This is a genomic window from Nocardia sp. GCM10030253, assembly GCF_042675075.1.
GTDB lineage: Bacteria > Actinomycetota > Actinomycetes > Mycobacteriales > Mycobacteriaceae > Nocardia.
Genome location: NZ_JBHTDL010000010.1, coordinates 183,854 through 210,325 on the forward strand (window position 1 = coordinate 183,854; position 26,472 = coordinate 210,325).

Annotated in this window: 29 protein-coding genes; 18 read left to right on the plus strand and 11 right to left on the minus strand. The window is 65.8% G+C overall.

Annotation, left to right across the window (positions count from 1 at the left end; genetic code table 11):
- Positions 1-15 precede the first annotated feature (15 nt).
- The 3 genes from ACFQZZ_RS23515 to ACFQZZ_RS23525 are packed head-to-tail and all read left to right on the plus strand — an operon-like array spanning position 16 to position 3,022.
- Complete coding sequence (locus tag ACFQZZ_RS23515; RefSeq protein ID WP_378684598.1) at positions 16-540, plus strand: DUF417 family protein; 525 nt, start codon at positions 16-18, stop codon at positions 538-540.
- A complete protein-coding gene (locus ACFQZZ_RS23520) occupies positions 537-2,138 on the plus strand; it encodes an MFS transporter (protein WP_378684601.1) in 1,602 nt (533 codons plus the stop codon). Before ACFQZZ_RS23515 ends, ACFQZZ_RS23520 begins: the two co-directional genes overlap by 4 nt.
- Complete coding sequence (locus ACFQZZ_RS23525) at positions 2,135-3,022, plus strand: phosphotransferase family protein (RefSeq protein ID WP_378684604.1); 888 nt, start codon at positions 2,135-2,137, stop codon at positions 3,020-3,022. Before ACFQZZ_RS23520 ends, ACFQZZ_RS23525 begins: the two co-directional genes overlap by 4 nt.
- 273 nt (positions 3,023-3,295) lie before the next feature.
- Here ACFQZZ_RS23525 and ACFQZZ_RS23530 read toward each other — a convergent pair whose 3' ends face one another.
- Entirely contained in the window at positions 3,296-3,658 is a 363-nt protein-coding gene (locus tag ACFQZZ_RS23530; protein ID WP_378684607.1) for a winged helix-turn-helix transcriptional regulator, read from the minus strand.
- Between the two features lie 119 nt (positions 3,659-3,777).
- Between ACFQZZ_RS23530 and ACFQZZ_RS23535 the strand changes: the two genes are divergently transcribed.
- Positions 3,778-4,650, plus strand: coding sequence for an alpha/beta hydrolase (locus ACFQZZ_RS23535; RefSeq protein ID WP_378684610.1), 873 nt, complete (start codon positions 3,778-3,780; stop codon positions 4,648-4,650).
- A 142-nt stretch (positions 4,651-4,792) separates the two neighbouring features.
- Here ACFQZZ_RS23535 and ACFQZZ_RS23540 read toward each other — a convergent pair whose 3' ends face one another.
- On the minus strand, positions 4,793-5,431 hold the full coding sequence (locus ACFQZZ_RS23540) for a GntR family transcriptional regulator (RefSeq protein WP_378685096.1): 639 nt from the start codon (positions 5,429-5,431) through the stop codon (positions 4,793-4,795).
- A gap of 246 nt (positions 5,432-5,677) precedes the next feature.
- On the opposite strand from ACFQZZ_RS23540, the gene ACFQZZ_RS23545 reads away from it, so the two are divergent.
- The 7 genes from ACFQZZ_RS23545 (at position 5,678) to ACFQZZ_RS23575 (ending at position 12,412) form a co-directional block, all read left to right on the plus strand.
- Positions 5,678-6,805 (plus strand): TIGR03364 family FAD-dependent oxidoreductase, encoded by a 1,128-nt coding sequence (locus ACFQZZ_RS23545; protein ID WP_378684613.1) that lies wholly within the window; start codon positions 5,678-5,680, stop codon positions 6,803-6,805.
- Between the two features lie 7 nt (positions 6,806-6,812).
- Positions 6,813-7,502, plus strand: a complete 690-nt coding sequence (locus tag ACFQZZ_RS23550) for a phosphonatase-like hydrolase (RefSeq protein WP_378684615.1) — start codon at positions 6,813-6,815, stop codon at positions 7,500-7,502.
- 74 nt (positions 7,503-7,576) lie between these two features.
- Positions 7,577-8,647, plus strand: a complete 1,071-nt coding sequence (locus ACFQZZ_RS23555) for a 2-aminoethylphosphonate ABC transporter substrate-binding protein (protein WP_378684618.1) — start codon at positions 7,577-7,579, stop codon at positions 8,645-8,647.
- A 25-nt stretch (positions 8,648-8,672) separates the two neighbouring features.
- Complete coding sequence (locus ACFQZZ_RS23560) at positions 8,673-9,917, plus strand: ABC transporter ATP-binding protein (RefSeq protein ID WP_378684621.1); 1,245 nt, start codon at positions 8,673-8,675, stop codon at positions 9,915-9,917.
- Positions 9,918-10,086: 169 nt separating this feature from the next.
- Positions 10,087-10,989 (plus strand): 2-aminoethylphosphonate ABC transporter permease subunit, encoded by a 903-nt coding sequence (locus ACFQZZ_RS23565; protein WP_378684623.1) that lies wholly within the window; start codon positions 10,087-10,089, stop codon positions 10,987-10,989.
- Between the two features lie 3 nt (positions 10,990-10,992).
- Positions 10,993-11,790 carry an ABC transporter permease gene (locus ACFQZZ_RS23570; RefSeq protein ID WP_378684626.1) on the plus strand — a complete coding sequence of 266 codons (798 nt, stop codon included), beginning with the start codon at positions 10,993-10,995 and terminating at the stop codon, positions 11,788-11,790.
- Positions 11,791-11,815: 25 nt separating this feature from the next.
- Positions 11,816-12,412 carry a DUF4126 domain-containing protein gene (locus ACFQZZ_RS23575; protein ID WP_378684629.1) on the plus strand — a complete coding sequence of 199 codons (597 nt, stop codon included), beginning with the start codon at positions 11,816-11,818 and terminating at the stop codon, positions 12,410-12,412.
- Positions 12,413-12,672: 260 nt separating this feature from the next.
- Here the strand turns inward: ACFQZZ_RS23575 and ACFQZZ_RS23580 are convergent, their stop codons facing one another.
- Together ACFQZZ_RS23580 and ACFQZZ_RS23585 are read right to left on the minus strand one after the other, a co-directional pair.
- On the minus strand, positions 12,673-13,032 hold the full coding sequence (locus tag ACFQZZ_RS23580; protein WP_378685098.1) for a DUF4254 domain-containing protein: 360 nt from the start codon (positions 13,030-13,032) through the stop codon (positions 12,673-12,675).
- Between the two features lie 1,195 nt (positions 13,033-14,227).
- Positions 14,228-14,431 carry a hypothetical protein gene (locus tag ACFQZZ_RS23585; protein WP_378684632.1) on the minus strand — a complete coding sequence of 68 codons (204 nt, stop codon included), beginning with the start codon at positions 14,429-14,431 and terminating at the stop codon, positions 14,228-14,230.
- Positions 14,432-14,452: 21 nt separating this feature from the next.
- Between ACFQZZ_RS23585 and ACFQZZ_RS23590 the strand changes: the two genes are divergently transcribed.
- Positions 14,453-15,856 carry a cellulase family glycosylhydrolase gene (locus tag ACFQZZ_RS23590; protein ID WP_378684635.1) on the plus strand — a complete coding sequence of 468 codons (1,404 nt, stop codon included), beginning with the start codon at positions 14,453-14,455 and terminating at the stop codon, positions 15,854-15,856.
- A 45-nt stretch (positions 15,857-15,901) separates the two neighbouring features.
- Here the strand turns inward: ACFQZZ_RS23590 and ACFQZZ_RS23595 are convergent, their stop codons facing one another.
- The 3 genes from ACFQZZ_RS23595 to ACFQZZ_RS23605 form a co-directional block, all read right to left on the minus strand.
- Entirely contained in the window at positions 15,902-16,501 is a 600-nt protein-coding gene (locus ACFQZZ_RS23595) for a dihydrofolate reductase family protein (RefSeq protein WP_378684637.1), read from the minus strand.
- The gene (locus ACFQZZ_RS23600) at positions 16,498-17,343 is read right to left on the minus strand and encodes a metalloregulator ArsR/SmtB family transcription factor (RefSeq protein WP_378684640.1); all 846 of its coding nucleotides are present in this window, start codon (positions 17,341-17,343) and stop codon (positions 16,498-16,500) included. The genes ACFQZZ_RS23595 and ACFQZZ_RS23600 overlap by 4 nt, the downstream gene beginning before the upstream one ends.
- 187 nt (positions 17,344-17,530) lie before the next feature.
- Entirely contained in the window at positions 17,531-17,974 is a 444-nt protein-coding gene (locus tag ACFQZZ_RS23605; RefSeq protein ID WP_378684643.1) for a hypothetical protein, read from the minus strand.
- 130 nt (positions 17,975-18,104) lie between these two features.
- On the opposite strand from ACFQZZ_RS23605, the gene ACFQZZ_RS23610 reads away from it, so the two are divergent.
- Both ACFQZZ_RS23610 and ACFQZZ_RS23615 read left to right on the plus strand, forming a co-directional pair.
- Complete coding sequence (locus ACFQZZ_RS23610) at positions 18,105-18,794, plus strand: TetR/AcrR family transcriptional regulator (protein ID WP_378684645.1); 690 nt, start codon at positions 18,105-18,107, stop codon at positions 18,792-18,794.
- Positions 18,795-18,879: 85 nt separating this feature from the next.
- Positions 18,880-19,740 carry a helix-turn-helix domain-containing protein gene (locus tag ACFQZZ_RS23615; protein ID WP_378684648.1) on the plus strand — a complete coding sequence of 287 codons (861 nt, stop codon included), beginning with the start codon at positions 18,880-18,882 and terminating at the stop codon, positions 19,738-19,740.
- Here ACFQZZ_RS23615 and ACFQZZ_RS23620 read toward each other — a convergent pair.
- Positions 19,737-20,561, minus strand: a complete 825-nt coding sequence (locus ACFQZZ_RS23620; RefSeq protein ID WP_378684651.1) for an ABC transporter permease — start codon at positions 20,559-20,561, stop codon at positions 19,737-19,739. The genes ACFQZZ_RS23615 and ACFQZZ_RS23620 overlap by 4 nt on opposite strands.
- Entirely contained in the window at positions 20,558-21,379 is an 822-nt protein-coding gene (locus tag ACFQZZ_RS23625; protein ID WP_378684654.1) for an ABC transporter permease, read from the minus strand. The genes ACFQZZ_RS23620 and ACFQZZ_RS23625 overlap by 4 nt, the downstream gene beginning before the upstream one ends.
- A gap of 98 nt (positions 21,380-21,477) precedes the next feature.
- On the opposite strand from ACFQZZ_RS23625, the gene ACFQZZ_RS23630 reads away from it, so the two are divergent.
- On the plus strand, positions 21,478-22,878 hold the full coding sequence (locus ACFQZZ_RS23630) for an APC family permease (protein WP_378684657.1): 1,401 nt from the start codon (positions 21,478-21,480) through the stop codon (positions 22,876-22,878).
- A 147-nt stretch (positions 22,879-23,025) separates the two neighbouring features.
- Positions 23,026-23,532: a hypothetical protein gene (locus tag ACFQZZ_RS23635; protein WP_378684660.1), complete on the plus strand. Its 507-nt coding sequence runs from the start codon at positions 23,026-23,028 to the stop codon at positions 23,530-23,532.
- Here the strand turns inward: ACFQZZ_RS23635 and ACFQZZ_RS23640 are convergent.
- Positions 23,529-23,972 carry a DUF4254 domain-containing protein gene (locus ACFQZZ_RS23640; protein ID WP_378684663.1) on the minus strand — a complete coding sequence of 148 codons (444 nt, stop codon included), beginning with the start codon at positions 23,970-23,972 and terminating at the stop codon, positions 23,529-23,531. The genes ACFQZZ_RS23635 and ACFQZZ_RS23640 overlap by 4 nt on opposite strands.
- Before the next feature lie 114 nt (positions 23,973-24,086).
- Between ACFQZZ_RS23640 and ACFQZZ_RS23645 the strand changes: the two genes are divergently transcribed.
- Positions 24,087-24,269, plus strand: coding sequence for a hypothetical protein (locus ACFQZZ_RS23645; protein WP_378684665.1), 183 nt, complete (start codon positions 24,087-24,089; stop codon positions 24,267-24,269).
- Positions 24,270-24,367: 98 nt separating this feature from the next.
- Here the strand turns inward: ACFQZZ_RS23645 and ACFQZZ_RS23650 are convergent, their stop codons facing one another.
- Positions 24,368-25,666, minus strand: a complete 1,299-nt coding sequence (locus tag ACFQZZ_RS23650; RefSeq protein ID WP_378685101.1) for a TIGR03118 family protein — start codon at positions 25,664-25,666, stop codon at positions 24,368-24,370.
- 158 nt (positions 25,667-25,824) lie between these two features.
- Between ACFQZZ_RS23650 and ACFQZZ_RS23655 the strand changes: the two genes are divergently transcribed.
- On the plus strand, positions 25,825-26,346 hold the full coding sequence (locus ACFQZZ_RS23655; RefSeq protein WP_378684668.1) for a peroxynitrite isomerase: 522 nt from the start codon (positions 25,825-25,827) through the stop codon (positions 26,344-26,346).
- The last annotated feature ends 126 nt before the right edge of the window (positions 26,347-26,472 follow it).

A 26,472-nucleotide genomic window follows, 5' to 3' on the forward strand; every position in this document is an offset into this window, starting at 1 on the left:
ACCATGGAGGCAATCGTGTCCACGAATAGGCTCGGTCCGAGCGAGAGTTTCCGGTCGGCATTCGCTGCGACGGTCAGGAGTTCCGATACGGCGCGGCGTGTCGAGGGTGCGGGGTTTCTCCTGGCTCGGTTCGGCCTCATCGTCACTCTTGGGTGGATCGGCGCGATGAAGTTCACCGTCGCCGAAGCCGCTGCGATCGAGTCGTTGATCAGCGGTAGCCCGTTCATGTCCTGGCTGCTCGATGTCGCCGACCTGCGAACGGTGTCCGCGTGGATCGGGGTGGTCGAGATCGTGACAGCGGTGTTCATCGCGTTCGGTGTGAAGAGCAGCCTGGCAGGCGTGATCGGTGGGCTGATGGGTACCGGGACGTTTCTTGTGACCTTGTCGTTCCTGTTCACCTCGACCAGCTACGAGCACACGATCCCGTTCCTGTCCCCGGGAGGCTCGTTCATCGTGAAAGACCTGGTGTTGCTCGGCGCGTCACTGATGGTGCTCGCGCGCTCCTGGGCGTGGCTCGCGGATTCGGCGGTGCGGGCATGACACACGTACTCGACGGTATCGAGCCCTCGACCCGCGCGACCCGCCGCGAGTGGTGGGGCCTTGCGGTATTGGCGCTGCCCTGCATCCTCTACTCGATGGACTTCACCGTCCTGCATTTAGCTGTGCCCGCCATGACGGCGGCGCTGCGACCGTCGAGCACTCAGCTGTTGTGGATCATCGACAGCTACGGTTTTTTGCTAGCGGGAGCACTGATCGCGATGGGTGTCCTCGGCGACCGGATCGGCCGCCGCAGGCTACTGCTCATCGGCTCGACGATATTCGGTCTGGTGTCGGTCCTCGCTGCGGTAGCGCCGACAGCTGAGCTGTTGATCGCGGCACGTGCATTGTTGGGTCTGGCGGCGGCGACGATGGCCCCGTCGACGCTGTCGCTCATTCGCAATATGTTTCTCGATCCCAAACAGCGCCGTGTCGCTATCGGCATCTGGGTTGCGAGTTTCTCTGCCGGCGCAGCGCTCGGACCGGTTATCGGTGGAGCTTTGTTGAGCGTCTTCTGGTGGGGATCGGTGTTCCTGGTCGCTGTCCCGGTGATGGTCGTGTTGCTGATCGTGGGCCCGAAGCTGTTGCCGGAATACCGCGACGACCATCCGGGACGCATCGACCTCACCAGCGCTGCCCTGTCGTCGACCGCGATCGTGGCGCTGGTGTTCGGGATCAAAGAATTCGCCACAGCAGGGCCCACGGGAGCCGCCGTGCTCGCCGCACTGACCGGTGTCGTGCTTGCCGCACTGTTCGTCCGCCGCCAGCAGACACTCTCCGTGCCGTTCATCGATCTGAAGCTGTTCCGGTCGGCACCGTTCGCCACGATGTTCGTCGTCTACCTGCTGGTCTTCGTGGTCAATTTCTCGGCGTTCTTTTACATCAGCCAAGACCTGCAGATCCTGCTCGGACTATCACCGATGCAGGCAGGGCTGTGGACCCTTCCTTGGGCGGTCAGTTTCATCGCCGGCTCGTTCGCCGGCCCGGCACTGGCAAAACGCATCCGGCCAACCTTCGTGGTCGCGAGTGGGCTCGCGGTCGCCGGAGCCGGTTTCGTGGTTGTAACCCTCGCTGCTGCCCACTCTTCGCTCGGCCTGTTCGTGCTCGGGTCGGTGGTGTTCCCGCTCGGACTGGCACCTGGCATCGCCTTGATCACCGACCTCATCGTCGGCAGTGCGCCACCGAAACGCGCTGGCATGGCCTCGGGACTCAGCGAAGCGGGAGCGGAGTTGGGTGGCGCACTGGGCATCGCGTTGATCGGTAGCGCCGCCACGTTCGCTTACCGTCGGGATCTCGCACCGATCGCCGACCGGCTGCCGAACGACGCTGCCACCGCTGCCCGCGACACCATCGGCAGCGCACTCACCACCGCCCAACACCTCGCTGCACCGGTCGGCAACGAGCTCGTGACCGCCGCCACAGCCGCTTTCGCCTACGCATCAGTGCTCGCGTTCACCCTGTGCGCGCTCGCCTCGTTGATCGGTTCCCTGTTGGCCGGCTTCGTCGGACGAACGAAGCCGGCAGCCGGTACGACCGAATCGACAGATGTCCCCTGCGTCGACGGTAGCGACGACCCGCCGTCTGCGAGGGTCGAACCATGACACGCCTCCCGCAGAGGTACGCCACGCGCCGTGTCGTCACCGCGACAACAGATCTCGCCCGCCGGCTCGGGTGTCGGGTCACCGACCCGCACGTGTTGTCCGACGGCAGCAATGTGCTGATCCATTTGAGGCCCGCACCCATCGTGGCCAGGGTCGCCACCACGAGCGCCCTGATACGCCCTGGCGTTGCGGCCTGGCTGGCCCGCGAGATCGATCTCGCACGCTACCTGCACGCACACCGCATGCCCGTCGCAATGCCGGCCTGCGACCCGCCTGCCGGCCCCCATCACCACGCTGGGCTCGACATCTCTTTCTGGCAGTACATTCCGCACGAACCCGAGCGGACACCAAGCGCGGCGGAGTTGGCGCCCGCATTGGCTGAACTCCACGAGGTGCTACGCGGATACCCGGGTGAACTGCCGACCGACGGACCGCTCGGGGACATCACACGGTTGGTCGACCTCGTCGACCGGCAACAGCTGCTGACCGGCACCGAATTGTCGACATTACGAGCCGAAACCGAAACGCTCCGCGACGCACTCGCCGGATTCCCGGTCCAGCCGCTGCACGGTGACGCACATCAGGGCAACGCACTGGCCACACCGAATGGTGTGGTTTGGATCGACTTCGAAGACACCTGGCGCGGACCGATCGGCTGGGATCTCGCCTCCCTCGCCGACCAGGGCGGCACGAATTTCGCGGTGTCGGCATGGCAAGCCTATCCCGACCGCCCCAGCGACGATGAACTCACAACCTGCATTCATCTTCGGCAGCTGTTCGGCCTGTGCTGGCGACTGCTGATGCTGCACCGCTACCCCCACGGCGAAGCAAACGCTCGTGCCCACCTCGACGCGTGGCTCGACACAGCACACGCCCGCCGGTGAGACCAATCACGTCAGCCACTCGTACGGCGATCCTCACCCCATCGAGCTGCGCGAGCTTGCTGATCACCTCCGCCCGCCGCACCGCGATCCGCCACCGAGGTTCCGCTGCGGTCACCACACCCCAGTCCACCACCACCTGGCTCGCCCGCCATCGGGCAACCCCTACCGTCGTGAACATGAGTACGAGCGAAAAGCGCTGTACTGCACACGAGTTAGGGACAGCCCGATGTTCGAAGTCCCGTTCATCGGTGAACAGATTTGTGCGACGACACGTCACAGGCCGGGAGTTCGGGCCGGAGGACTGGCGGCCGCGGGATGCTCGATCGCCCAGGCGCAGATGGCTGCCAGAGGTGTCTCCAGGGATTTCCCGAGTTCGGTGAGGGAGTACTCGATGTGCTGCGGGGCGGTCTGCTTGTAGACGTGCCGCTCGACCAGGCCGTCGGACTCCATGCCGCGCAGAGTCTCGGTCAGTACCTTCTGGGTGATGCCGGGTAACCGTTGCCGGAGTCGGGCCGGGCGATGCGGTCCGTCCAGCAGCGCGTAGATCAGCAGGATCCGCCACTTCGCTGCTAGCCGCTCCAACGTCTGCCGGGTCGTGCACGATTCTTCGAGCACATCCGGGATCAGCAGTGACATCTTGCCTCCGTCCCGAAGGGCACCGCAAAGTGCCTTCTACCAGTGGCCGCCTACCGCGCCTACCGTCTCCACCGTAGTGGAGGGAATCTCCGACAATGACCGACGAGAGAACGGCAGAAATGACAGTCAGTACAGTTCCGTTCACCTTTACCCGTGCAGGCGATCGGCTTGCGGGCACGCTGTACCTGCCGACGAACGCGCCGACCGCGGTCGTGGTCACGACTGGGCCGTTGACCTCGGTCAAGGAGCAGGCGGCGGGTGTATACGCGGCGGCGATGGCGCGACGGGGATTTGCGGCGCTGGCTTTCGATCACCGAACCTTTGGTGAAAGCGAGGGCGCGCCACGGCAGTTGGAGGATCCGCTGGGCAAGGCTTCAGACATCGGTGCGGCGGTGTCGGCACTGCAGGCCGATGAGCGGCTCGCGGGGAAGGCGGTGGTCGCGCTCGGTGTGTGTGCCGGCGGCGGTTACATGGCGCGGGCGGTCGCCGACGACTCGCGGATCCGGGCATTCGCTGGGGTGGCCGGGGTCTACCCGGACGCTGCGGCCGCTGCGCCGGACCCAGCCGTGGTCGAGCGCGGCCGCCGGGCCCGGGAACGCCGCCTGTCCACCGGTGTCGTCGAGACGATCCCGGCGGTGGCGGCGGACGACGGCGACGTGGCGATGCCGCTGCGCGAAGCGTTCGAGTACTATGGCACTTCGCGCGGTGCGGTACCCAACTACACCAACGCCTTCGCCGTCGAATCCTTCTGGCACACTGCCGGTTTCGACGCCCACGAGGCGGCCGCACGGCTGGTGGTCCCGTTCCTGCTCACGCACTCCGATCACGCTCTGGTCCCGCCACTGGCCCGCACGTTCTACGCCGCCGTGACATCCCCGAAGTCCGAGCTTTGGCTGGACTCGATCGGCCAGATCGACTTCTACGACGATCCCCGCTTGATCGAGCCCGCCGCAGACGCCGCAGCCGCCCTGTTCGGCAGCGTGGTGGGCTGACCACCCATGCTCGGACTGTCCCGTGCGGATCGCTGAAGGTCACCAAAAGATGAGCACTGACAGAGCGGGGCTCAGCGAGCAACGGGTGACCTGGGCCGAGTTGTTCTTCGACCTGGTCGACCCTTCGGAGCGAGGTGGTTGCCTACCTGAACAGCTGGGCCTCGAAAGCGATCCTGTCGCCGCGATACAGCGACCGCACCCGCTCGATCGGCTCACCCTTCCCATCGACACTACGGCGGTTCAGCAGCAGTAGCGGTAGGGCTGTGGTGCATTCGAGTAAGGCGGCTTCGCGCGGGGAGGCGAGGACCGTTTCGATGCGTTCGGTCGCCTTGCCCAACTCGACTCCGGCCGCACGCACCGCCGCATACAGCGACGTGGTCGGGTCATAGATGTCGTACAGGGCGCGAAATCGGGACAGCGGAAGGAAGGTGCTCTCCAGTCCGATGCGCTCCCCGTCGGCCAGCAGTACACGCTCGAGATGCATCACCGGAGCGCCGAGCGCGAGGCCGAGCGCGCCGGCGGTGTCGGCGTCGGCGGGCACGTCCTCCCAATTGACGAGCAGTCGGCCGGGCACCCGGCCGAGACTGATCGCACCTTCGGTATAGGACCGCAACGACAAGGGCTGCACCATCTTCGGCCGCGACACCACGGTGCCACGGCCCTGCCGCCGAATCCTGCCCTCCACCAACAGCTCTCGCAGCGCCTGCCGGACGGTTTCGCGCGCGACCTCGAACCGGATGGCCAGATCGCGCTCGGAGGGGACGGGATCGCCCTCGGACATGTCGCTCAGGATCTCTTCGAGCTCCGTGCGCACCAGATACGACTTCGGCAATCTTGGCTGAGCCGAATCAATACGCCCACCGCGCCTTTCATCGACTTCAGGTGTCGCCGCCGCTCGGGCGTCGACCCCCGCCACGTCCGCTCCGTTCATGCCGACAGCCTACCCGCAATTGGTCTATACCAATTGTTAACCTGGCGTTTGCGTAGGAAACACCCATCGGTCTAGACCATTGCCCAGTATGTGTCCATGCGATTGGTCATCATCGGAGGCGGAATCCTCGGCACCGCTCATGCCCTGGCCGCGATCGGCCGTGGGCACGAGGTCGTGCAGTTGGAGCGGGAGCCGGAGGCTCGCGGGGCGACGGTACGCAACTTCGGTCTGGTGTGGGTCTCCGGGCGCTCGGCTACCGAGCTCGATCTCACCCTGCGTTCTCGGCAGCTGTGGGAGGAGATCGGCGGCCGCGTCCCCGGCGTCGGATTCCGCCCCGCCGGATCGATCACCCTGGTGCGCACCCCCGCCGAGCTCGCCGTCGCCGAGGCCGCCGCGGCCGACCCGAGCGCGGACGCCCGCGGCTTCGAATTGCTGGAGCCGGTGCAGGTGCGCGCGGTCAACCCCGCGCTGCGTGGCAAATTCGTTGCCGGACTGCATTGTTCGACCGATGCCGCAGTGGAGTCACGCCAGGCGCTGCCCGCGCTGCGCGCCCACATGGCGGCGTCGAGCCGCTACACCTTCCACGCGGGCACCGAGGCCAGGTCGATCACCGACACCGGGACCGGCGCCACCGTCATCGACGACCAGGGCCGCAGGTACGACGCCGACCTGGTGCTGCACTGCCCGGGCGCGGCGCACTCCGGCCTGACCCGCGAGCTGATCGGAGCCATTCCGGTCCGCCGCGTCCGGCTGCAGATGATGCAGACCGCGCCGCTGGACGAGCCGCTCACCACCGCCATCGCTGACGGTGACAGCTTCCGGTACTACCCCGGATTCGCGGGCGCCGAAACCGACGCGCTGAACCTGGAGCAGTCACAGACCGCTATCGCCGCCGAGCACAAGATGCAGCTGCTGTGTGTGCAGCGCCTGCACGGCGGCCTCACCATCGGCGACACCCATGAATACGACGAGCCGTTCGACTTCGACGTGGACGAGGCGCCCTACGAGCACCTCACCGCGGTCACCGAGGAACTACTCGGTCGCAAACTGCCGCAGGTGGTTCGACGCTGGGCCGGGGTCTACAGCCAGAGCATCGACCCCACCACGATCGTCACCCGCGCCAAGGCCGACGAGCACGTCTGGGTCATCACCGGTCCCGGCGGGCGCGGCATGACCCTCGGCCCCGTCATCGGCGAGGAAACCGCCGACTTACTCAACCTGTGAGGTTGCTTTGTCGAACAGAAACATCCAGCTCGCCGTGCTCGACATGGCCGGGACCACGGTCGCCGATGGCGGACTCGTACTGCGCGCCTTCGACATCGCCGCCACCGCCGCGGGCATCGAAACCGAAGGCCCAGAACGCGATAGGGCTCGCCGGTACGTGCTCGACACCATGGGTCAGTCGAAGATCGCGGTGTTTCGCGCACTACTCGGCGACGAGGACCGCGCCCAGCAGGGCAACCTCGCCTTCGAAGCCGCCTACGACGCACTGATCGACGAGGTCGGCGTCACGCCCATTCCCGGTGCGGCCCAGGCGATCGACGCGCTCCGGACCGCGGGCGTCAAAGTCACGCTTACCACCGGCTTCAGTCGAGGCACCCAGGACCGTCTGCTGAATGCGCTGGGCTGGAACGACATTGCCGATCTGACGTTGGCGCCATCGCAGGCAGGGCGTGGTCGCCCCTATCCCGACATGGTGCTCACCGCGCTGCTGCGCCTCCGCATCGACGCCGTCGATCAGGTTGCGGTGCTCGGCGATACGACCAGCGATATCGGCAGCGGCCTCGCCGCGGGCGCCCGGATCGTGGCGGGAACCCTGACCGGCGCACATGACAAAGACCAGCTGCGTGCCGCTGGCGCCACCCACGTGCTGCCCTCGGTCGGCGAGTTCGCGGAACTGATCCTCGCCAGCCGAATCTGAGCCCCGTCGCCCAGCGACGGAGGACCCCGCCCCTTCGACACCCCATTCGACACGAACCGAAAGTTGCAGCAATCGTGCGTATTTCGAACACGCAGGGCCGACTGGCACGCACCATCTCCCGCACCGCGCTGACCTTGGGGTCCGTCGCCGCCGTCGCGCTCACCGCGGCATGCGGTGGCACGGGCACCGATAGCGGCGACGGCAAGACCATCACCGTCTACTCCGCCGACGGCGTCGGCAGCTGGTACACCACCCAGTTCGCCGAATTCGAGAAGCAGACCGGCATTTCGGTCAACCTGGTCGAGGCGGGCTCCGGCGAGGTCGTCAACCGGGTGGACAAGGAACAGTCCAACCCGCAGGCCGATGTGCTCGTCACGCTGCCGCCGTTCATCCAGAAGGCGAAAAGCGCTGGACTACTGCAGGACAGCGGTGTCGACACCGCAGCGGTCGCGGCCGCCGACAAGGACGCCGACGGCAAATACGTCACCCTGGCCGGCAACTACCTGAACTTCATCGCCAACCCTTCGGTCGACACCACCAACCTCACCTGGGACGACCTGCTGAAGCCGGAGTTCAAGGGCAAGCTGCAGTACTCGACCCCCGGACAGGCAGGCGACGGTACCGCGGTGCTGATCTTGCTGCAGAACCTGCTCGGCAAGCAGGGTGCGCTGGATTACCTCGGCAAGCTGCAGGCCAACAACGTCGGCCCGTCGTCCTCCACCGGCAAGCTGCAGGCCAAGGTCGACAAGGGTGAGCTGGTCATCGCCAACGGCGACATCCAGATGAACCTGGCCAACGTCAAGGACAAGGGCTCCAAGTTCACCCTCTTCTTCCCCGCCGCCGCCGACGGCAAGCGCTCCACTGTGGCCGTTCCGTACGTAATGGGCATGGCCAAGGGCGCTCCGCACAAGCCGGAGGCCAAGAAGCTGATTGAGTTCCTGCTGTCGGCCGATGCGCAGAAGACGCTGCCCGACGCCTTCGCGGTGCCTGCCCGCGCCGAGCTGCGTGACGCGCCCGCGACCGGCACCGGGCCCTCGGCAGCCGCGACGCTCAAAGGTGTCGAGATCGTGAATGTCGATTGGAACAAGGTGCTTCGAGAACTGGACGGCGATGTTGCCGCGTACCAGAAGGCCACCGGTAGCTAGTTCACCAGAAGTGAGGAGCCGCAACATGTCCGACGGTGACGCGCCCCCGAAATCGTCCCCCGTGACCACCACCATGACCGCGACCGCACCGGTCACCGTGCCCACAAGCGTCGAACCCGCCATCGTGTTCGACCGAGTCGGGGTCAGCTACGGCCGCGGTCGCAAGACCGCCGTCGCACTGACCGATTTCACCCTGCGCGTCGCCGCCGGCGAGACGGTCGCGCTCCTCGGACCGAGCGGCTCGGGCAAGTCGACCGCGCTCAAGGCACTGGCCGGATTCGTCCGGCCTACCTCGGGTGCGGTGCGACTGTCCGGCCGCGACGTCACCGATCTTTCCCCCGCCAAGCGCGGGCTCGGCGTCGTAGTGCAGTCCTACGCACTGTTTCCGCATATGAGCGTGCACAGCAATGTCGCCTTCGGCTTGAAGTCACATCACGTGCCGCGCAAAGACATTGATGGGCGGGTAGCCGAGGCGCTTGCCATGGTCGGTATGGCCGCCTACGCCGAGCGCCTGCCCCGTCAGCTGTCCGGTGGCCAGCAGCAGCGCGTCGCGATCGCCCGGGCACTTGCGATCCGACCGAAAGTGCTGCTGCTGGACGAACCGCTGGCCGCGCTCGACGCCCAGCTGCGGCAGTCGATGCTCGGCGAGCTCCAGGAGCTACGAAAGGCGTTGCCGGACACTGCGATGCTGTATGTCACCCATGATCAGTCCGAGGCGCTGGCGCTGGCGGATCGGATCGCGGTGATGCGCGATGCGCGGCTTGTCGATATCGACACCGCCGAAAACCTGTGGCAGCGCCCGCCCACCAGGTTCACCGCCGACTTCCTCGGCGGCGCAAACCTGGTGCCGTGCACCGTCAATCGAGTGTCCGGCACCTCCGCTCTCGTCACGGTCGGCACACACACCCTGCGCGCCGATGCGCCGCAGCCGGGTGTCGGACGCCCCGGTTGGGCGGTGGATTCAGCAGCGCTGCTGTGCATCCGGCCGCACACCGTGCAGATCGGCGCGACCTCGGAGCGCAGTGCCGTGCGCGGCACCGTGGCTTCCAGCGTCTGGCGCGGCGCGGCCACGCGCGTGAATCTGACGATCGACGGACTCACCGACCAGATCAGCGTCGACGTACCCGGCCACCTCGACACCGAAGCCGGAGCGGTACTCGGCGTCCGGTTCCCGGACCCGGCCGGCGTACTGATCCCACCTACGCTCGGAACCGAATCTGAGTGTTCCACAACCGATTCCGTTGCGGACGAGCTGGGAGCGCAAGTATGAGGGGCTGTGCGCTCCCGGACCGGCCGGTCGGCGCGCCCGCGTCCGACCCGGCCGGTGCCCCGACTCTCCCCCGACCGAGCTCGGACTCGGGCCGATGCAGTGGACCGGATCTCCGACTCGCGACGCCTGCCGCCATGACCTGTGTCCCTGCGGGCGGCGGGTGGCGACCATGAGCGCCTTCGCGGTCCTCGAGTCCCCTGCCGAGACCGTCCCCGCGCCGTCGCCCACCCGGCGGCGTACCTGGCGGCCGGTGCTCTGGAGTCTGCCGCCGCTGGTGGTGGTCCTGGTCATCGCGGTGTACCCGATCGTGCGAGTGCTCGCCGAATCCACGGTCCCCCCGGAAGGTCACGGCACGGCCGCCTGGTCACAGGTACTCGGCTCGGAGTCGTTCCGTGATGCCTTGTGGCGCACCATTTCCATCGCGGTCTTCTCGACGGCCGGGTGCCTGGTCCTCGGCACCTTCCTGGCGGTCGTGCTGGCTTTCGTCCCTTTCCCTGGTTCCGCGCTGGTCGGCCGCCTGATCGACACGATCCTGACCATGCCGTCATTCCTCATCACACTGGCCTTCACCTTCCTGTACGGCACGGCGGGCGCGGTGAACGCACTCGTCACCGCGATCACCGGCCGCACGACGCCGCTGCGGGATTTCCTGAGTACCCCATCCGGGGTGATCCTCGCCGAAATCACCTTCTTCACACCGTTCGTGGTGCGGCCGCTGCTGGCCGGTTTCGCCCAGCTTGCGCGCGAGCAACTGGATGTCGCAGCCAGCCTCGGCGCATCGCCATGGCGAGTGTTGCGTCAGGTGGTCGTGCCCGAAGCGTGGCCCGCGCTGGCCGCGGGCGGCAGCCTCGTACTTCTGCTGACGCTCAACGAGTTCGGCATCGTGCTGTTCACCGGTGCAAAGGGCGTGACAACGCTGCCCGCCTTGATCTACACCCGCGGCATCGTGACCTTCGATCTGCCGGGCGCGGCGGTGCTCGCCACCATGCAGGTGCTGCTGTCGCTGAGTCTGTACATCGGCTATCGGTTGATCTTCGCCCGGTTCTCCGGCCGAACCAGGAAGGAGAGCTGACCCATGCTGGTGTGGACACGACGCGGCCGGGCAGCGGTGCTCACGGTCTTCGCGCTCATCGTGCTCGTGGTGTTCGTTGCCCCGATCGTCACGGTGGTCGCGGCGGCGCTGGCCGGTAGCTGGACCGGTCCGCTGCCCTCCGATCTCGGCCTTGCCAACTTCCGGCGGGCACTGTCCGGGCAGGAAGCGGCCAGCCTGTCGGTGAGCCTGCAGACCGCCTTGCTTGCCGGCGGAATCGCTCTCGTGCTCGGCACCTGGGCAGCGCTGGCCGCCCGCGAGGCGCCGAGCTGGTGGCGAAAGTTCACCGATGCGGTGTTCCATCTGCCGGTCGCGGTGCCCTCGGTGGCCATCGGTCTCGGCGTGCTGATCGCGTTCAACGAGCGGCCGCTGCTGCTCGGCGGCACCAAATGGATTGTCATCGTGGCTCATTCGGTGCTGGTGCTCGCCTACGCCTTCAGCGCCGTCAGCGCGGCACTCGACCGCCTCGACCCCGCGTACCGGCAGGCCGCCGAGTCACTCGGTGCGGGCCCGGTCCGAGTGTTGTTCCTGGTGACCCTGCCGCTGCTGCTCCCCGCCCTCGGCGGCGCCGCCGGCCTGGCGATCGCCCTATCCATGGGCGAACTCGGCGCAACCGTCATGGTCTACCCCGCGACCTGGAAGACGTTGCCGGTCACCATCTTCGGGCTCACCGACCGCGGCGAGGTATTCAGCGCGGCCGCGAGCACCTGCCTGCTCCTACTGGTGACACTGATTGCCCTGGTCGCCCTCGGTCGCCTGAGGGGCCGTGCTGCACTGCGCTGAACCCGAACCGCCCTACGATGACCAGGTGGAAGCACTTCCTCTGATCTTCACCGCGGGCTGGGCGAGCGGGGTCAACGCCTATGCCGTGGTCTTCCTGCTCGGGATATTCGGCGCCACCGGCATCTCCGACGACGTGCCGGAAGCGCTGCAACGAACCGACGTGCTGATCGCCGCGGCGGTGCTGTTTCTCATCGAAGCCATCGCCGACAAGATCCCGTACCTGGATTCCTTCTGGGATGCGGTACACACCATCGTGCGGCCCGCGTCGGGCGCCGTCGTCGCGGCGCTGTTGGCCGGTCAGGACGGTTCCCTCCCTGAGCTCGCCGCGGCTGCGGTGGGCGGGACTACGGCGCTGGTGAGCCATGTGGTCAAGACCGGAACTCGGATGGCGATCAACACCTCCCCCGAACCCGCGAGCAACATCGTGATGAGCGTGGCCGAGGATGCCGCCGTCGGCGGCATCATCACCCTCGCCATTTTCTACCCGATCGCCGCCGCCGTATGCGCGGGCATACTGCTGGTCATCGGCGTGATTCTGGTGGCCTTGCTCGCCCGGCGAATTCGTCGCTACATCCTGCGTCGCCGGCAGCGCCGCGCCGCAAGACATGGCGCACCGGCCTGAGCCCGCGCGGCGGTAGGCGCTGAACTGGACGTCGGGTTGCGAACGCAGATCCGCAGCGGGCGTGCCGCGCCAGTCGACCACGCGGCACGCCGGGCGGGGCGCCTCGTTGCGCCCGCCGTCACTGCCGACGACGTAAACATCCGAATGGAGTCACTGGTCGGATGACTCGACATCCGGGACGTCGCCTTTATGTCAGTGACGCTGTTGGGCAGTGTCACCAATTCGCTGTGTCACTAGTACGAAACCATCGGTCGCGCAGTTCACTGCTCAGGCAAACGGCGGCGGCCTCCGGCCACGTCGGTCACGAGATCAGTGTACCCGTCAACTAGTTCGGCCAGGTGGTACCAATGTTTATGGGTGTTATCGCTACGCGCGCCATCGACATCAATCGCCTGGTTCGCATCCACCCAGCTACGTGCCATCCGGTCGACCACCGCACCGAGACTTTCGGTATGTAGTGATGCACCGTTGCGATGCTGCGGGATCTCCTGCGCGATCCAATCGTTGATATCGTCGACGAGTTCGCTTCGACGACAATCTATTTCAGATATCAGGTGCGCGTCGCGTACTTGCCCGCGCCGCGCGTGTAGCTCGGCGAGCGCATGCGCGGACCGCAGCAATTCACGATCTTGGAAACGGCGCCCCTGGAAGGCACACAATATTTGCGGAGCGGTCGGCAGTACCCCTACCGTCGGCGCGCTCATCCCCATACCCCGAATTCACCCGACACCAACGCGCTTTGTACCAACATAATTGGCTCTCGATTCGGTTATCCCGGTCATCGGATCGGTTGTTCAAAACTAGGCTAGCTGGATCATGCTCTTACAGATGCAAGAACGCAAGAGTGCGTCTGCATTGCTGCGCTTAGCGTGTTCTCACGCCTTTCCGATGCCCGTATCCACAGCAGCACAACAACTTCGACGCGCCGCGGACGGTGGCGGCGCCCATTGGGCGCAAGCGACGCTAACCCGCTGGTCCTGCGGCAAATAGCGCCCAAGCTCACCCGCACACGGACCCGTTCAACCCTGCCGATCCCGACGCTGGAACCGCCGCCGGCGAAGACTGAACCGAGGTTCGTCTACGGCGTGCGCACCCTCGACACGCCGGGACGAATCGTCGATCGGGCGATCCTCGATGTCCTCGGGTGGGCATCTGGGGACGGTTTGGACTGGCACGCCGGTAACGCTCGGATCACGCTGCGCTGAGCTGACAACGGCGCAGTGCGTGTCGGCACGGTCTGGCGGTTCTGGCTTCCGCTGCAAGCACGCACCCTCGCCGGACCGACTGTCCGCGACCAAGTGCTCCTGGCCGCGGACACCTCCCATACCGTCTTGGACATCCTCGGGCCAACCCCCTCGACGAGATAGCCGTTCGATTGCCATCTCTGTGTGCATGCGAGGGCGAGGTGGTGTCGTGAGCGTGTCCCTGACAGCGACACCCGCAGCGTCGGAAGCTGATATCGCGGCAGCGAAGGCAGTCCTGGATCGGTTCAACGTAACCGTCGCCGATCTGGTCGCGATGCCGCAATCACGCCCACTGGCACCGACTTTCGCTGAGCACACGGTGAAGGTATTCGAGGCGATGAAACCCACCCGCAGCCGGGCGGATGCTCAACACCGAACTGCTGCACCACATTTCGTGAACAGGTGCCTGACGTTGTGGAACGTTGCCAGCGGCGGACGGTTCGTCTGACTCGGCAGGTACGGGCGGTGGCATGGGAGCTGGCCCGACGGGCTGCCACGCGGCCGCTGTCGCGGCCGGCGGTGCGGTTGTCCCGCCGAGCCACAGCGGGTTCCGCCGGACATAGTCGACTGGTTACGAGAACTGGTCGAGGCATGCGACCTCGTCGGTGTGTAGCGGAGTGTCGTGGTCGAATCCGGCCAGCGATATATAGCATTTCCGCATCAGCTCTGTGGTCTCGACCATCGTGTTGTTGGGGTTGATCCACTGCACCAGGACCCAGGCATGCCCGCGGGTAACAGCCGGTCCGACCGCGCCGGAGAAGTGCCGTCGGCGCATACACGTCGAAAGGTTTGCGCGATGACCATCATGTCCTCGACAGCACGGTGTCTCGGGTTGGTCGCGTTGCTACTGGGACTGACCACACCTGCCGCGGCGACACCGACGGCTCCGGAACTGGGGCACGCGGGTCGCTGGCTCACCGACGAACTGGGCCGGGTGGTCATCTTGCACGGCGTGAATATGGTCTACAAGAACCCGCCGTACTTCCCCGCAGCGGGAGGTTTCGGCGAGAACGACGCCCAGTTCCTGGCGGAGAACGGTTTCAACGCGGTGCGGCTGGGTTTCGCATGGAACGCGGTCGAGCCGCAGCCCGGCGTTTACGACGACAACTACATCGCGCAGATCAAGCAGACCCAGCAGCTACTGGCCCGGTACAACATCTACAGTCTTGTCGATTCCCATCAGGACGCGTTCAACGAATCGGTGGGCGCGAGTTGGAGCGGGTTCCCCGCCTGGGCGACGGTCACCGACGGGTTCCCCTTGCAGCCCGACCCCGGCTTCCCGTTGGTCTACTTCACGAGCCCCGCACAAAATCAAACGTGGGCGAACTTCTGGCACGACCACGCTGCGCCCGATGGCGTCGGCCTGCAGGAACACTATGCGGCGATGTGGGCGCATGTCGCGCAAAGCTTCGCAGACGAGCCGTACGTGCTGGGCTACGACCTGATCAATGAGCCGTGGCCCGGTTGGGAATACCCGACCTGCTTTCCGCAAGGCTGCCCCCAGTTCGAACGCGGTGCGCTCGCGACGTTCGAAGCCAAAGTGATGAACGCCATCCGCCGAGTCGACCCGAAACACCTGCTGTTCTACGAGCCGTCCGTGACCAACGACCTCGGCACGCCTAACTGGATGCCGAATCCCACCGGCGATCCGAACGCGGGGTTGAGCTTTCACGACTACTGCCTCGGCCCGATCGACACCTGCGTGACCAACGGATTGGCTCGCGCCGACGCTGACGGCGTTGTCGGGCTGGTGACCGAGTTCGGCGCGACCAAGGATTGGGCGAAGCTGACTCGTCTCGCCAATACATTCGACGACAACATGGCTTCCTGGCTGTTCTGGTCCCAACCACAGGATCAGACACCTGGTCATGCCCAGGAGCCACCGACCGGCCCCAACCTGATGGACCCGGCGATCGTCCGGCCATATCCACAGGCAGTCGCAGGCACCCCGTTGCAGTGGCACTACGACAGCGCGACTGGGACGTTCACCCTCCGATACAGCGCCCGCCGCGCAGATTCCGGTCAACCGTTCCCCCGTGAAGCCCGCACCGACGTATATCTGCCGCAGAGCAACTACCCCGACGGCTACCAGGTCGAAATCCAGGGCGCCGACGTCGTGTCGGTTCCCGATGCCCGGCTACTTCAACTCACCACCAGCCCCGGACAGGACATCGTGCAGGTGACGGTGAGTCGACGATGATCGGCACCGAGGCCACCCGGTCTTAATAGGGCGCCGCCGCGGCCGTTAGCGTGCGCGGTCGTAGACCAGGGCGATCTCGCCCAGCTCGCCGGTCTCCTGGTGCGTGAGCTTCCACTTCGAACTGGGTAGGCCGTCGTCGAACAGTCGCTGCCCATCTCCGGCGATCTCGGGGCAGATCATGAGGTACAGCCGGTCGAGCAGGTCCGCGGCGAGGAGTGCCTTGGTGATGGTCGGGCTGGTGTTGACGAGGATGTCGCCCTCTCCGGTGGCCTTCAGTTCGGCGATGACGTCGGCGGCGGGGGCGTTCACCACGCGGGTGCGTTCCCACGGCGCTTCGGTCAAGGTGGTCGACAGGACTACCTTTTCCGTGTCGACCAGCCACTTCGCGTATCCGCGATCGCGCGGATCGGCGTTATCGTCCGTGGCGACCGTCGGCCAGTACCCCAGGAACCCCTCGGCGTTGAGCCGGCCGAGCAGCGCCGTCGTCGCGCCCTCGTAGATGCGGGTGAGGTGGTCTCGTGCGACCTCGGTGGTTGCGTAGCGGACGATCGCTTCCGCATCGGTTGGCCCGCCGGGGCCGTTGTAGCGTCCGTCGAGGGTGAGGGCGATGTTCGCGGTTACCTTGCGTCCGGTGGAGGTGGTCATGTTTGTGTGTCCTTTCCCTTGGTATGCGCTGCGGTGGTTGTGCGCGTAGATGTACCGACTGTGTCGGCGAGGTGGTCGAGTACCTGGCCCCAGCCGGTTTCGATCCCGGCGATGTAGGGGACGGCCTCGACGGTCGTTTCGGTGATGGCCAGGCCGAGCCGCAGCCGGGTGCCGTCCGGGACCGCGGCGAGAGTCAGGTCGTAGTGGCCGGTGAACGAGACCGCCCCCGCCGCGTCCAGCACCGATAGGTCGAATACCAAGTGCTCGGGTTCCTTCGCGGCGTGGACCCGTCCCTCGGAGCGGTACCGCCGCCCCTCGGCATCGCGGTACTCGAGGACGGCGCGACCACCCGGCTCGGGCTCGACGGCGCAGTCGATGACCGTCATCGACGGCGGCGCCCACCAGGACACGAGCAGGTCCGGGTCGACCCAATGCCGCCAGACAGCGTCCAGGGGCGCGGCAAGCACGCGCTCGAACGAGAAGGTGCGTCCGTCCGCCCACCGTTCCCGGTCCGCGACAACGGATTCCGCTTCGATTGCGGCACGGTAGCGCGCGATGCCGTCTCGCTCGTCCCTGTGCGCCTCGGTGGTCTCGACCAGTTCCCGCAGTCCGCGCTCGAGGGCTTTCAGCGGCGCCGCCTCGACCGCGTAGACGCGACGTTGTCCCAGCGGGAAGACCGTGACGAGGCCGGCGCGGGCGAGGGTCTGGAGGTGTTTGGTGGTTTGCGGCTGCCGTAAGCCGGTCAGTTCAGCCAGTTCACCGACAGACCGGGGCCGCTCGGCGAGGAGCTCGACAATGCGCCACCGCGCGCCGTCTCCAAGTGCTGATGCGATCTCATCCACGTCTCAAAGTATTCACCTCCAAGAATATTCTTGTCAAGGAATACATCAGGCGAGGTCAGATCGGCCGCGGATGGCGAGACGTCGCGGCGCGTCGAAATGCACTGCCATTCCGCTTGGCGCGCTGCCGGTCGGCCGCCAAAAACGGCTCAGCGGGTCCGTGAAAGCCGCTGAGCCGTATGGATCCGCATCAGGCGTGTGCCAGTTCCTCCGACAGCCGGGCGGTAATAGTGGTCAGCACGCGAGCCGCGAGGGCCAGTTCCTCAGCAGGCACCACACCGTAGGCACGAGAAACGATCGCGCCGGACTCGGCGCGAACCTTGGCCACCAGGACGCGGCCCGCTTCGGTGACTTCGATCCTGTCATCAGGCAATTCGCTCACCAGCCCGGCGCCTGCCAGCGCAACCAGGGCTGCCTCGACGGCCGCCGGGTCCCATTGCGTCATACCGGCGATGTGGGCGACGTAGTCCGCACGCTCGGCGGGAGCACCTGGGACCACCGCCTGATTCAGGGTGATCCACCGCTTCTCGTCGAGTGCGGTTCCAGCCAGTACGCGGTTCAGGATCGCCGTGTGGTGCTTCTCGACCTGGCCGATGATCGACGGGTTCAGGGCGGCGGGGGCAGTGGTGGTCATGTCGAACTCCTCGATCCAGATGATTCTCCGTTGCGATTCATATTATGACACTCAGTTCCATTCGTGCGCAAGTCCCATTAGATACTCAGTATGTTTCGTGCATGAGGTTCGTTAGCGGTATCATTCGGACATGCCTACGACCGACGACCGCTCACTCCCCCTTCGCGAGCGCAAGCGGCTGCGCACCCGTCGCGCGCTCGCCGATGCGGCGCTTCGTCTCTTCACCGAAAAGGGTTACGACGCAACCACATTGGAGGAGTTGGTCGACGCAGCCGAGGTGTCTCGCAGCACGTTCTTCCGCGCTTTTCCTGCCAAGGAAGCGGTAGCGATCGAGGCCGAGACCGAAATCTGGTCGAACTACCTGGCAGCGCTCGCGGATCGCAAGTTGTCCGGGGTGATCCTCACCGATCTGCGAGATGCGCTGACCGATACGGCCACCGCGCTGGAGCCGGATTGGGACCACCGCTACGTCAGCACCCGGCGACTGGTCCGCACCGCACCCGCGTTGCTTGCGTACGTGGAGTACTACCGCACCGGCGTGCAGAATGATGTAATCACTTGCCTGGCAAGCAAACTCGTCCTCGACACCGATGACCTGCGGCTCCACATCCTGGCAGAACTGACCACTTCGGCATGGAGCGTGGCCGGCCGAGATTGGGTCCGCAACGAGGGGAAGGGCGGACGAAAGGGCCTCATCGAGCGCCTGCACGGGGCATTCGCGGCAATCCCCGCCAGCCTGGAGCTGTCAGCACCGAACAGCCTGGACCCGAGCAGGATCGGCGGCGGTAAGCTCGGACGAAATGACCACACTTCGGCGTGAATCTGCTGCACAGAGTGAGCTCTTGCCGATGCGAAGAACGTAATCGTGCGTTCTGGGTGGTGCGCCTGGCGAAAGGGTAGTTGTCATGGCAGGCAAGCGGACGGTCCTGACCGCGGGATTGCGCCGACTCTCGGTGCTGCTGTTCGACATGCGCGAACAGGCCGGTCTCTCGAAGGAGGACGTCAGCAGCAAGACCGGAATCAACATCACCACCCTGTATCGAATCGAGACCGCACAGGCCCGTCCGCAGCGACGCACCCTGATGGCGATGCTCGAGCTATACGGTGTCACCCAGCAGCAACGCGAGGATGCGCTGGAGTTGCTATCGGACGCGCTCAAGCCCGGCATGTCCCGGCCGTACGAGGCCAGCCTGACCGATGTGTACGCCGCGTACATCAACTTCGAGTCCGAGGCGCTCTCGGCCAGGCACTACCAAACCTCGTTCATCCCAGGGCTGTTGCAGACCGAGCAATACGCCATCGCGGTCATCGACACCTCCATGCCGAAACTGGAGGCATCGGCATTGGAACGCCGTGCCCGCGCCCGCCTCGACCGGGCCGCCGTACTGACCAAGACCGATCCGCTCGAACTATGGGTGGTGCTCGACGAAGCGGCGATCCGCCGGATGGTCGGCGGGCCAGAGGTCATGAACGGCCAGCTGATGCGGCTGCTCGAGGAGATCAAAAAGAAGAATGTGATCCTGCAGATCCTGCCGTTCGAAGCGGGCGCCCACCCCGGCATGGCGGGATCCTTCACGCTGCTGGACTTCCCCAACCCGGCGGACCCCGAACTGGTGTACGTGGAAGGCATCGCAGGCGACGAACTGATCGAGGGACACACCGAAATCCGCCGCTTCGGCGTGATTTTCGACCAGCTGCGTGCGATGGCACTGAGTCCGCGCGACTCCGTCGCCCTCATCAACGAGGCCGCGGCACATATGCGCTAGGTGCGGCTGGCCCGCCGGTAACCGATCACCGCGGGAATCGCGAAGACCACGATGGCGGCGACCGACCAGGCGATGGTCGCCAGCAGTGGCGCGCGCACCGGGCCGCCGAGCGACAGTCCTCGCATCGCGTCGATGGCGTAGGTCATCGGCTGGTGTTCGACGATCGGCCGAGCCCACGCCGGGTAGGCGATCAGCGGAACAAACCCGGTGCAGAAGAACATCATGAGCGACGATCCCAGCGAAACCGCTTCGACCAGAACAGCTTTCGCGCTGAACACCGCGACGGCGATGACCACCGTCGCGAACGCGAGCCCGAACAGCAGCGGCACACCGAACAGCGCGAACCCGGCCGCCGCCCCTTGCTCGAACCGGAAGCCGAGCGCCACCCCGACCGCGAAGATCACCAGCGTGCACAGCAGAATTCGTACCCCCTCGGCCACGATCCGTGCCGCAAGCCCGGAGGCGCGGTGCACCGGCAGCACCCAGAACCGAGCAAGCAGCCCCTGGTCACGTTCCCTGCCGAGGGTGACGGCACCGGCCACCGACCCCGACATCACACCGACCAACGCCACCATCGGCACCGATCCGTACAGCGAACTCGAGCCAGCGAACGACGAAATCTGGCGGCCGAGAATCGTATTGAGCATGATCAGCAGCAGCGCCGGGTAAACGACCGACTGAATGACCGTCAGTGGATCCCGCCACCAGCGCACCAACAGCCGTTGGGTCTGAATCATCGTCTGCGGCAGCAGCAACCGCCAGTTCTCGGTCTCGCCGGAGACCCGCGACACGGCTACGGCCGGAGTCGGCGTCGATGTCATGCCGACCGCCGCATCGCCACGCTCGTTGCCGCGCCACCGAACAGCACGGCCATACCGAACGCCCACGCCAGCGGCGGCCCGAGCGTCGACCAGTCCACCTCGCCCGCGTTCGGTGTCGAGTCGCCCGCCAGCGCGCGCAACCCGTTCACGAATTGCGATACCGGCTGGTCGCGCGCGAAACCCTGTATCCAGGTGGGGAATTGGTGCGCGGGCGCGAACCCGGTCGACACCATGCCGAAAATCAGCTGCGGCAGGATCAATGCCTGGGACGTCGCCTCCGGGCTCTTGACGAGACTGCCGAGCAGGTCGGCGCCGAGGCACAGCGCCAAGGCGATCAACAACGCGTACCCGAGGAAACCCAGTGTGTGCCACCAGCTTCCATAGAATCTGAACCCGATGACATGCCCGCACACCACCGCCACCGACAAGGCGGCGAGTGCCCGATACAGCGCAGCGGCGACGCGCGCGGCCAACGGCATCGCCGCCGCCATCGGCATCGACCCGAACCGTTGATCGAGCCCGTCCTTGGCATCGGTGGCCGCGCGGAAGGCGGCCGAGATGGCGCAGAAGGCGACCGCCTGCATCACGATCATCGGCATCAGGAACTGCGCATAGCTGCTCAGTCCGTGGCCGTAGACGGTCATCACCAGATTCAGCGGCACATAGAAACCGAGGGTGAACAACGTCGGCGCCAGCACAGCGGTGAGCAGTTCACCGTTGCGCCACGACGGCAGGATCAGCCGCCGGGTCAACACCCACCACTGCTCCATGGAAGCGGTACGCGGTCGCGGCGCTGCGACCAGCCGATCGCTGCTCATCTGCACACTTCCATACTCCCGCGACAGCCGGGTCGGGCGGCGGCTAACACGGCACATGATCGGCGACTATTTTTCGGGCCGAAGGGGTATGTATAGGTATGGCCAGCACCGATGCCGTTCCCGAATCCGAATCCGCCCAGGAGCCCAGCCTGAAGCGGGTGATGGGACCGGGTCTTCTGCTTTTGTTCGTCGTCGGAGATATCCTCGGCACCGGCATCTACGCGCTCACCGGCAAGGTCGCGAACGAGGTCGGCGGTGCGGTGTGGGTGCCGTTCCTCGTCGCCTTCCTGATCGCGCTCGTAACCGGCATGAGCTACCTGGAACTGGTCACCAAGTATCCGCACGCCGCGGGCGCCGCCCTGTATACCCACAAGGCCTTCGGCATCCAATTCCTCACCTTCATGGTCGCGTTCACTGTGATGAGTTCCGGCATCACCTCGGCTTCCACCGCCTCGCGCGCCTTCGCAGCCAACTTCGCGGAGGCCTTCGAACTGGACCTCGGTACCGGTCTGGGCGTCACGCTGATCGCGCTCGCGTTCATGGCCGTGGTCGCCGCCATCAACCTGCGCGGCGTGAGCGAGAGCGTAAAGCTGAACGTCCTGCTCACCTGCGTCGAGCTGACCGGACTGTTGATCGTCGTCGGTATCGGGCTGTGGGCGCTCGGGTTCGGCACCGGCGATTTCGGACGCATCACCGAATTCGACACGGGCAATCGCAGTGCACTCGGTGGCGTCATCGTCGCCACCACGCTGGCCTTCTACGCGATGGTCGGCTTCGAGGATTCGGTCAATATGGCCGAGGAATGCAAGCAACCGAGCCGAATCTTCCCGAAGGTGCTGCTCGGCGGTCTGATCATTACCGGAACGATCTACGTACTCGTCTCGATCACCGCGATCGCGATCGTTCCCGCCGAGCAGCTCGGCACGGGTGATACCCCGCTGCTGCAGGTCGTCGAAGTGGGCGCGCCTGGATTCCCCACCGATATCTTCGCGTTTATCACGATGTTCGCCGTTGCCAATTCGGCACTTATCAATATGTTGATGGCCAGCCGCCTGCTCTACGGCATGGCCCGCCAGGGCGTGCTGCCCCGTCCGCTCGGCCGCGTACACGCGACGCGACGAACGCCCTACATCGCGATCGCATTCACCACCGTGCTGGCTCTCGGGCTGATCCTGTTCGTCGGCGAGGTGCCCGAACTCGGCGGCACCACAGCACTATTGCTGCTTGCCGTTTTCACCGTTGTCAATGTGACTGTCCTGGTGTTGCGCCGTGACACCGTGCCACACAAGCACTTCCACACACCCACCGTGCTGCCCGTCATCGGCGCCGTGGCCTGTGGATTCCTGGTCACCCCGTGGACGGATCGCAATCCGCAGCAGTACGCGATCGCCGGCGTGCTGCTCGCCATCGGCGTCGGCCTGTGGGTGCTCAACCACTTCGCGATCCGGAGCATGCGCGCCCAACCGTTGGCCGGAGGCGCGCCGCCGCCCGAGGACTAGTGCAGACCATTTCGAGCACCCGCAAGCAGTCGCCAGTGGGAGCGGCGGCCGGCGGCGAACGAATTGCATGACGTCCGAGTCGATCACGGTGGATATGTCCGAATCACAAGGTGACGACCGAGCAGGGTATCGGTAATGTGTGCCCCGATGACCAGCATGGAAGCCCGATTCCGTGACGCTGCCCGGACCGTGCCACCGCCCAACCCATGGAACCTGTCTGCCTATCTGGCGAGCGTCGCCGCGCATCGTGGCCGTTCGATCTCACTACACCCGGTCCCGGCGGGGGTGCTCGCGGAGACCGGCTGCCGCAGCAGCGGACTGTGGGTCGCACGCAAGCACGACGACATCATCGTTTACGACGCCGACGCCACCCAGCGCAATGCCGACCACATCATCCTGCACGAGGTGGGACACATGCTGTTCGGGCACGGCAAGGACGATTCCGATCCAGCGACGCCGCTACCACCGACCCTGGCCGCGCTGCTGCCCTCGCTGTCGCCCGTCACGATCCGGCATATCCTCGGCCGCAGCGACTTCGGCACCGAACGTGAGCGCGAGGCGGAGGTGTTCGCCGATATGACGATGGTGTACGCGACGCTGCCACAGCGCAGGGATCGATCCTTCCGCCTGTTCGGCCGCGGACGTAACCGCTAGCCGGTCCCGTCCGGCAGTCGCCTTGTCCCGGCGCGCAGTTCATCGATCAGGTCCTGGTAGATGTCCGCCAATTCGTTGACCCGCACCCACGCGTCGTAGAACACCGCATCGGGGGCCTGCGCCAAGGGCACGAACGCCTGGATCGTCATCTCGGCCAGGCGATCGACGATCTGACCGACCGTCTCGCTGTGCACGCCCACAGCGCCGAAGGGCACCGGCATCGCCAACGTCACCCACAAATCGATAGACCGGACCAACTTCGCCCGCCGCCGATCGAGCTTGTCCATCTCACGCACCGGTGTCCGCTCGCGAATCTCGTGGAGCTGAGCCAACTCTCCGGCAGCGTCCAACATCGGATGATCGTCGTGCGGCAGCCCACGGCACGCCGCGATCAGCAGATCCCGACCCGGGACCATCCGATCATTGTCCGGAAATCCCATCACGGCCTCCTGCCGACGCCGAACCCGCACCGCCCGACCGCACCCACCCCCAATCATCCCCTACACCCAGCAGATATCCCCTATGCCCACTTCCGCCCTCCCGTTCACCGGAGGGTGTCAGGCCGAGATGTCGCTGTCGAGGAAGTACAGAACGCTGGGCTGATCGTGAAGAAGTCCGATAAGTCCTACGAGCTGACCACTGCGGGACGAGACCTCGGCGGCGCACTGCAATCGGTGTGGGACTGGTCGCAACGGTGGGCGACTCTCGTCATGCCCACAACGGACGACTCCGAATAGGACCGAGCGAGTCACCTGCTGCCGGGACCCGATTCCCGGCCGGATACGACAAAGGTGGCTCCCGGCATAAGACCGGGAGCCGCCTTTGTCGCTGAGGACTACTTCAGGCGGAGCTTGCCGAAGAGTCCGTCTTTTTCGTCGTCGGGGCCTGCGGTGAAGTACAGAGAGTTGGTGTCGCCGAGGCTTTCACCGTTGCCGAACATCAGGGCCCACAGGCCCTCGATCTCAACGGGCTTGCCGTTGGCGTCGCGCAGGTAATCGACGAACTTGCCGGTGGTGTCGTCGTAGGCGAGGACGTAGCCGGCGCCACCGAAGTTGCCGACCAGGAGCTTGCCGCTGAGCGGGCCGAAGTCGGCGGGGGCCACTGTGACGGCCCATGGGGCGTTGAGGCGGCTGCCGTCGTCGAGGATGCGGACCAGCTTGCCGGTCTCGTCGAACTCGGCGACCTTACCCTTGGCGGGCTTGGCGTCGGCGTCCTTCTCCTGGTCCTTGTCGAGCGAATCCTCTTCGCCCACATCGAACTTGGTCGCGTCTTGCTCGTCCGGCTTGGTCGTCGCGTAGGAGACGAACACCCGCTTGCCGACGGTGCTCACGTTGAACGGGGCCGGGTCGCCGGGCTTGGCCTTCTTACCCTTGTCGGGGCTGGCCGGGTCGATCTGGTCGCCGGTGGAGAACGGGTTGGCGAAGCCGGCGGTCGGGATCAGCTGCCAGTTCTGGTCGAACGTGCGGACCTGCGGTTCGGCGCCGAAGTCGGCGGCGAGCAGCTTGTCACCAGATGGCGTGAGCGCGATGCCGAAGAACTGCATCCCCTGCGGCTCACCGTCGAACACCAGGTTGGCCGGGCCGTCGTGGCGGACGATCTGCCCCTCGGCGCCGAGTTCGGTCCAGGCCGAGATCTTGCCGGAGTCGGTGGCGAAGATGAACCGCGACGAACCGGTCAGCATCTGCGGAGCGCCGTCCACGTCGACCGGCTGGTCGCGCACGACGAACAGGTCGGAGGTGATCGGGGCACCGTTGAACACCACGCCGGTGGTCTTGCCGATGCTGGTGTCGGAGGTGTCGGAGTCGGCGCCGGGAATGGTGACGAGCTTCAGCTGATCCTGGAACAGCTTCTGCACATTGGGGTCCGACGAGGCGGTGACGTCGCCGACGAATTGGAACGATTTGCCGCCGCCGCCGACCCAGAAGTGGCCGCCAGCGCCCTTCGGGCGGTCGGCGAGGCCCCAGGCGTTCACCATGTCCGGGAAGGTGAACTGGGCCTTGTACTCGGCGTTGTTGGCGGCGAGGTTCGTCTGCGCGTAGTGGTTGCCATCGAGGGCAGGCACTTCGTCGTTCGACTTCGAATCCGAGCATGCGGCCGCGACGACCAGCGCGGCACTGAGCACAGATACGCGCAGACCATCGCGGGTCCGCGACCGCCACGCACCGTTGCGGCGCAATTCACTCCAGCGTCCGTTCAACTTCTTTGTCCTTTCAGCCACACACCACCCTCTTGGCGATTAGGCGACGCTAACCTTAGCGCGAGGAAAATTCGGGAGTATGGGAACACCACGCGATGGACGGGTTTAGGCTGACCGCCGTGGTCGAACCCCAACCCCCCGTCGCCCCCCATCCCGATATCGCTCCGCTGGCACCACTGCTCGGCACGTGGCGCGGTCCTGGGCACGGCAAATATCCGACCATCGAGCCGTTCGACTATATGGAGGAAATCAAATTCGGCCATCTCGGCCGACCATTCCTCACCTATCGCCAGCGCACCCGCGCCGCCGACGGCAGCAGGCCGATGCACGCCGAAACCGGCTATCTGCGCTGCCCGCAACCGGACCGGGTGGAACTGATCCTGGCCCACCCGACCGGCATCACCGAAATCTGCGAGGGCTCGCTGTCGGTCACCGACGGTGAAGTGCACATGGAGCTGGACTCGACCAGTATCGGTCGCAGCAGCACCGCGAAGCTGGTGACCGCGCTCGGCCGCTCGATCCGCCTGTCCGGCAACACCATCGACTACACGTTGCGGATGGCGGCCGTCGGCCAAGACCTCCAGCACCACCTGGCCGCAACTTTACACCGGGCCTGACGCGCCGGTCGGTGACGAGTGAAGTCCGGCTGCCTAGTCCCAGGAATGGCGAACCCATCCGCCTGATTCGACCTCGACGCGATCAGCGCGGCGCCGATTTCGGGTGTACTCGGCCTGCACGCGGGT

Coding starts and splice junctions, on each gene's coding strand:
- ACFQZZ_RS23630 (WP_378684657.1), top strand. CDS start 21,478: ATGGCCAGCACCGATGCCGTTCCCGAATCCGAATCCGCCCAGGAGCCC.
- ACFQZZ_RS23540 (WP_378685096.1), bottom strand. CDS start 5,431: ATGTCCGAGGGCGATCCCGTCCCCTCCGAGCGCGATCTGGCCATCCGG.
- ACFQZZ_RS23565 (WP_378684623.1), top strand. CDS start 10,087: ATGAGCGCCTTCGCGGTCCTCGAGTCCCCTGCCGAGACCGTCCCCGCG.
- ACFQZZ_RS23620 (WP_378684651.1), bottom strand. CDS start 20,561: ATGACATCGACGCCGACTCCGGCCGTAGCCGTGTCGCGGGTCTCCGGC.
- ACFQZZ_RS23585 (WP_378684632.1), bottom strand. CDS start 14,431: ATGCGCCGACGGCACTTCTCCGGCGCGGTCGGACCGGCTGTTACCCGC.
- ACFQZZ_RS23520 (WP_378684601.1), top strand. CDS start 537: ATGACACACGTACTCGACGGTATCGAGCCCTCGACCCGCGCGACCCGC.
- ACFQZZ_RS23605 (WP_378684643.1), bottom strand. CDS start 17,974: ATGACCACCACTGCCCCCGCCGCCCTGAACCCGTCGATCATCGGCCAG.
- ACFQZZ_RS23615 (WP_378684648.1), top strand. CDS start 18,880: ATGGCAGGCAAGCGGACGGTCCTGACCGCGGGATTGCGCCGACTCTCG.
- ACFQZZ_RS23595 (WP_378684637.1), bottom strand. CDS start 16,501: ATGACCACCTCCACCGGACGCAAGGTAACCGCGAACATCGCCCTCACC.
- ACFQZZ_RS23570 (WP_378684626.1), top strand. CDS start 10,993: ATGCTGGTGTGGACACGACGCGGCCGGGCAGCGGTGCTCACGGTCTTC.
- ACFQZZ_RS23545 (WP_378684613.1), top strand. CDS start 5,678: ATGCGATTGGTCATCATCGGAGGCGGAATCCTCGGCACCGCTCATGCC.
- ACFQZZ_RS23590 (WP_378684635.1), top strand. CDS start 14,453: ATGACCATCATGTCCTCGACAGCACGGTGTCTCGGGTTGGTCGCGTTG.
- ACFQZZ_RS23560 (WP_378684621.1), top strand. CDS start 8,673: ATGTCCGACGGTGACGCGCCCCCGAAATCGTCCCCCGTGACCACCACC.
- ACFQZZ_RS23610 (WP_378684645.1), top strand. CDS start 18,105: ATGCCTACGACCGACGACCGCTCACTCCCCCTTCGCGAGCGCAAGCGG.
- ACFQZZ_RS23640 (WP_378684663.1), bottom strand. CDS start 23,972: ATGGGATTTCCGGACAATGATCGGATGGTCCCGGGTCGGGATCTGCTG.
- ACFQZZ_RS23535 (WP_378684610.1), top strand. CDS start 3,778: ATGACAGTCAGTACAGTTCCGTTCACCTTTACCCGTGCAGGCGATCGG.
- ACFQZZ_RS23625 (WP_378684654.1), bottom strand. CDS start 21,379: ATGAGCAGCGATCGGCTGGTCGCAGCGCCGCGACCGCGTACCGCTTCC.
- ACFQZZ_RS23635 (WP_378684660.1), top strand. CDS start 23,026: ATGACCAGCATGGAAGCCCGATTCCGTGACGCTGCCCGGACCGTGCCA.
- ACFQZZ_RS23530 (WP_378684607.1), bottom strand. CDS start 3,658: ATGTCACTGCTGATCCCGGATGTGCTCGAAGAATCGTGCACGACCCGG.
- ACFQZZ_RS23655 (WP_378684668.1), top strand. CDS start 25,825: ATGGACGGGTTTAGGCTGACCGCCGTGGTCGAACCCCAACCCCCCGTC.
- ACFQZZ_RS23525 (WP_378684604.1), top strand. CDS start 2,135: ATGACACGCCTCCCGCAGAGGTACGCCACGCGCCGTGTCGTCACCGCG.